This is a genomic window from Pseudomonas sp. S1(2024), assembly GCF_046557535.1.
Genome location: NZ_JBKGFP010000036.1, coordinates 1 through 3,989, shown reverse-complemented (window position 1 = coordinate 3,989; position 3,989 = coordinate 1). Strand labels below are relative to the sequence as shown.

6 protein-coding genes are annotated in these 3,989 nt (G+C 64.2%); 1 reads left to right on the top strand and 5 read right to left on the bottom strand.

Features of this window, described 5'->3' with window-relative positions:
- Positions 1-118: 118 nt before the first annotated feature.
- The 5 genes from ACLCGK_RS10595 to ACLCGK_RS10575 all read right to left on the bottom strand — a co-directional run bounded on the left by ACLCGK_RS10595 (position 119) and on the right by ACLCGK_RS10575 (position 2,816).
- On the bottom strand, positions 119-490 hold the full coding sequence (locus ACLCGK_RS10595; RefSeq protein WP_013971501.1) for a glutaredoxin family protein: 372 nt from the start codon (positions 488-490) through the stop codon (positions 119-121).
- Between the two features lie 59 nt (positions 491-549).
- Entirely contained in the window at positions 550-1,095 is a 546-nt protein-coding gene (gene folE / locus ACLCGK_RS10590; protein ID WP_013971502.1) for a GTP cyclohydrolase I FolE, read from the bottom strand.
- Positions 1,096-1,165: 70 nt separating this feature from the next.
- Positions 1,166-1,726 carry a Smr/MutS family protein gene (locus tag ACLCGK_RS10585; RefSeq protein WP_013971503.1) on the bottom strand — a complete coding sequence of 187 codons (561 nt, stop codon included), beginning with the start codon at positions 1,724-1,726 and terminating at the stop codon, positions 1,166-1,168.
- Between the two features lie 92 nt (positions 1,727-1,818).
- On the bottom strand, positions 1,819-2,139 hold the full coding sequence (locus ACLCGK_RS10580; protein WP_024086500.1) for a hypothetical protein: 321 nt from the start codon (positions 2,137-2,139) through the stop codon (positions 1,819-1,821).
- A gap of 86 nt (positions 2,140-2,225) precedes the next feature.
- Positions 2,226-2,816 carry a cysteine hydrolase family protein gene (locus ACLCGK_RS10575; protein ID WP_015269349.1) on the bottom strand — a complete coding sequence of 197 codons (591 nt, stop codon included), beginning with the start codon at positions 2,814-2,816 and terminating at the stop codon, positions 2,226-2,228.
- A 180-nt stretch (positions 2,817-2,996) separates the two neighbouring features.
- On the opposite strand from ACLCGK_RS10575, the gene prmB reads away from it, so the two are divergent.
- Positions 2,997-3,905 carry a 50S ribosomal protein L3 N(5)-glutamine methyltransferase gene (gene prmB / locus ACLCGK_RS10570; RefSeq protein ID WP_397462446.1) on the top strand — a complete coding sequence of 303 codons (909 nt, stop codon included), beginning with the start codon at positions 2,997-2,999 and terminating at the stop codon, positions 3,903-3,905.
- Positions 3,906-3,989: the final 84 nt, after the last annotated feature.

Below are 3,989 nucleotides of genomic sequence, written 5' to 3'. Positions count from 1 at the left end.
TTGCCGGTGTTCGCGGGCATGCCCGCTCCCACAGGTATTCCACCATCTTCAGCCCTGTGGTGAACCTACGGGAGCGGGCGTGCCCGCGAAGAGGCGGGCACAGGCCGCCGGCAAACGGTCAGGCCGAAGCGAACCGCTCATCCAGGTAGGCAATGATCGCCTTGGACTCATACATCCAGGTCACCTTGCCCGCTTCTTCAATACGCAGGCACGGCACTTTCACCCGGCCGCCACCTTCCTGCAGGGCCTGGCGGTGTACTGGGTCGTTCTTGGCATCGCGCAGCGCCACCGGCACGTTCAAACGGTGCAGGGTGCGGCGTGTCTTGACGCAGAACGGGCAGGCGTGGAACTGGTACAGCGCCAGGCCCTTGGCCGCTTGCTCGACGCGAGCCTGGGCGGTGGCGTCGCGTTTGCGCTTGGCCGGGCGGCTGATCCAGTCGCCGAACACGATGAGCTGGCCGAGGCCAACCCGCAGGGCTTTGACGATCATGGGCAACTCCTGAAATGAAAAAGCCGACCCGGCAGGGTCGGCTCGGGGTCAGCAGCCAATCACTTGATCAGGCTGAGGAACTCGCTGCGGGTGGCGGCGTTTTCGCGGAACTCACCCAGCATCACCGAGGTGATCATGGTCGAGTTCTGCTTCTCGACACCGCGCATCATCATGCACATGTGCTTGGCTTCGATGACCACGGCAACGCCGGCGGCACCGGTTACCTGCTGCACGGCCTCGGCAACCTGGCGGCTGAGGTTTTCCTGGATCTGCAGGCGGCGAGCGTACATGTCGACGATGCGCGCCACCTTCGACAGGCCCAGTACCTTGCCCTTGGGCAGGTAGGCCACGTGCGCCTTGCCGATGAACGGCAGCATGTGGTGTTCGCACATCGAATACAGCTCGATGTCCCGGACCAGCACCATTTCGCTGTTGTCAGAGCTGAACAGCGCGTTGTTGGTGACTTCTTCCAGTGTTTGCTCATAACCGCGGCAAAGGTACTTCATCGCCTTTGCAGCCCGCTTGGGCGTGTCGAGCAGGCCCTCACGGGAGACGTCCTCGCCAATCTGGCTGAGGATCTCGGTGTAGTTCTGTTCCAGGGACATGGATCTACCTGTGGGAAAAAATCGCAAAAACGAAGGGTACGGCGGTGAGGGCGGCGCTGCAAGCGCGGCGTTACTCGTCGCGGCCTTCGAGCATGGTTCGCTTGAGCATCACATACACCGCGCCGGTGCCGCCGTGGCGGGCGCTGCACGAGGCAAAACCGAGCACCTGCGGGTGCTGGCGCAGCCAGGTGTTGACGTGGCTCTTGATCATCGGGCGCTTGCCGTCCAGGCGCGCGGCCTTGCCGTGGGTAACCCGCACGCAGCGCACTTCCAGTCTGGTGGCCTCGGCGATGAAATCCCACAGGGTTTCGCGGGCCTTTTCCACGGTCATGCCATGCAGGTCGAGGCTGCCCTCGAACGGGATCTGCCCCAGCTTCAGCTTGCGCAGCTGGCCTTCCTGTACGCCATCGCGGCGCCACAGCAACTCGTCTTCGGCGCCAACGTCGATGACGAACTGGTCGGACATGCCGTCGATCACCAGCGCCTTGTCACTGCGCACGGTCGCCGCCTGACGCAGGCCGGCCAGCTTCTGGCGGTCGGCCTTGGGCTTGCCGACTTCGGCGCGGTCGTGCCTGATCGGTTTGACACCGCGCACTTCGGCCTTGAACAGGGAAAAATCGTCGTCTTGCATGATGCCTCCACGTGGGCGGCGTAGTTTACGCGACTGTGGGGCCTTGTGCAGCCTGTGCCCGCGAAAAGGCCGATTCAGGCAATACAACCCCATCAGTCATGCTTCTTCATCAGGTGCGGCGACAGGTTCAGTTCCCGCCCGCGGCGCAGGCGAATGCGGCTGCGCCGCCAGAAGCGCACGCCCAGCCACAGCAGCAGCAAACCGGCCACGGTGAGGATGCCGGCCAGTGGTTTGTTGGCATTGAGCTCCGCCAGGGCAGGGTAGTTGCCCAGCAGGCCGGCAACGCCGGCCATCGCCAACAGCACGCCAAGGGTCGCCAGCATGGCCGACAGGCCGGCCGCCAGGCGGGCACCCCAGTTACGCGGTTCGCGCGGGCGCAGGCGCTTGGCGTCGAAACTGCCTTTGAGCTTCATTCCGCTCTCCTCTTTGGATATCCGGAATTCGACCTGGGGCCGCCCATCGGGTTCCGCCCGGCTGCCGGGCGGTTGTACTCAGCCGCTCAGATCAGGCTGGCGGTGGGGGCCACGCAAGCGAAGTTGTCGGCCATCACGGCCATTTCGCACTGGTGGATCTGCGCGGCCGGGATCACCCTATCCTTGAATGCCAGGTCGCGGGTCGCCGAAGCGTCTTCCACCAGGGTGCAGCGGTAACCATAGTCCTTGGCGCGGCGTACCGTGGTGCTGACGCTGGAGTGGCTCATGAAACCGCAGACGATCAGGTCCAGGTGGCCCAGCGCCTGCAGGGTCTCATGCAGCTGGGTGTTCTTGAATGCATTGGGCATGCGTTTTTCGATGACGATTTCGCCTTCCAGCGGCTCCAGCCCCGGAATGAACTGGCCGGCCGGCCCTTGTGGGTCGAAGCGGCCACCGACAGTGCCCAGGTGGCGAACGTGGATGATCGGACGGCCGCTCTTGCGCGCGGCGTCGAGCAACCTGGCGATGTTGGCCACGGCCTCGTCCATGCCCGACAGCGCCAGGGGCCCGCTGAGGTACTCCTTTTGCGCATCGATGATGATCAGGCTGGCGTGGCTCAGCTTGGCCGGCGGGTAGTCGCGGCCAGTGAGGCGAAACATCGTGGTTGGAACGGACATCAAGGGCTCCTTGGATAGGGCTTTTGTATACCTATTCTCCCCTGCCTTGGCGCCAATGGGAATGGTTGACAACGCAAGCGGCATGGTTACTGGCTTGTGGCTAGCCATTGGGTAAGGCAAAGGAACAAATGTGCGGGTGGGGCTGTTAGACTTTTGTCCGGTCTGAATTAGGAGTACCCCGTGATCACATCCCGCCTGCGCACGCTGCGCGACTACATCCGCTGGGCGGTCAGCCGCTTCCACGAGCACGACCTGTTCTTCGGCCACGGTGCCGACAATGCCTGGGACGAGGCCCGCCTGCTGGTACTGGGGGCGGTGCACCTGCCGTGGGAGGTGGCCGACAGCTATCTGGACTGCATGCTCGAGGACGACGAGCGGGTACGCCTGCAGCACCTGCTCAAGCGCCGTATCGAAGAACGCGTGCCGGCCGCCTACCTGTTGGGCGAAGCCTGGTTCTGCGGCATGTCGTTCATCGTCGACGAGCGCGTGCTGGTGCCGCGTTCGCCGATTGGCGAGCTGATCGAGAAACGCTTCGAGCCGTGGCTGGCGAGCGCGCCGGCGCGCATTCTTGACCTGTGCACCGGTTCTGGCTGCATCGGCATCGTTGCCGCCGACGTGTTCCCCGAGGCCGAGGTAGTGCTGGCCGACCTGTCGTTCGAAGCGCTCGAAGTGGCCAACCAGAACATCGAACGCCACGGCCTGGACGGGCGCGTGTACACCGTGCAGGGCGACGGTTTTGGCGGTTTGCCAGGGCAGCGTTTCGATCTGATCCTGTCCAACCCGCCGTATGTCGATGCCGAAGACTTCGACGACATGCCGGCCGAGTACCACCACGAGCCCGAGTTGGGCCTGGCCTGCGGCAACGATGGCCTGGACCTGGTGCGGCGCATGCTGGCCGAGGCGGCGGACCACCTGACCGACAAGGGCTTGCTGATTGTCGAGGTGGGCAACAGCCAGGTGCATGTCGAGGCGCTATACCCCGAGGTGGACTTTGCCTGGCTGGAGTTCGAGCGCGGTGGGCACGGGGTGTTCATGCTGACCGCCGAGCAGTGCCGCCAGCATCAGGAACTGTTCAAGGCCCGGGTCTGACTTCAGGGCCCATTCGCGGGCTTGCCCGCTCCCACAGGTACAGCGTGGCCCTCAGATTTGGCGAAATTCTTGTGGGAGTGGACA

Bases quoted from the DNA above. Each gene is read 5' to 3' on its own strand.
- ACLCGK_RS10595 (WP_013971501.1), bottom strand. From the start codon at position 490: ATGATCGTCAAAGCCCTGCGGGTTGGCCTCGGCCAGCTCATCGTGTTC.
- folE (WP_013971502.1), bottom strand. From the start codon at position 1,095: ATGTCCCTGGAACAGAACTACACCGAGATCCTCAGCCAGATTGGCGAG.
- ACLCGK_RS10585 (WP_013971503.1), bottom strand. From the start codon at position 1,726: ATGCAAGACGACGATTTTTCCCTGTTCAAGGCCGAAGTGCGCGGTGTC.
- ACLCGK_RS10580 (WP_024086500.1), bottom strand. From the start codon at position 2,139: ATGAAGCTCAAAGGCAGTTTCGACGCCAAGCGCCTGCGCCCGCGCGAA.
- ACLCGK_RS10575 (WP_015269349.1), bottom strand. From the start codon at position 2,816: ATGTCCGTTCCAACCACGATGTTTCGCCTCACTGGCCGCGACTACCCG.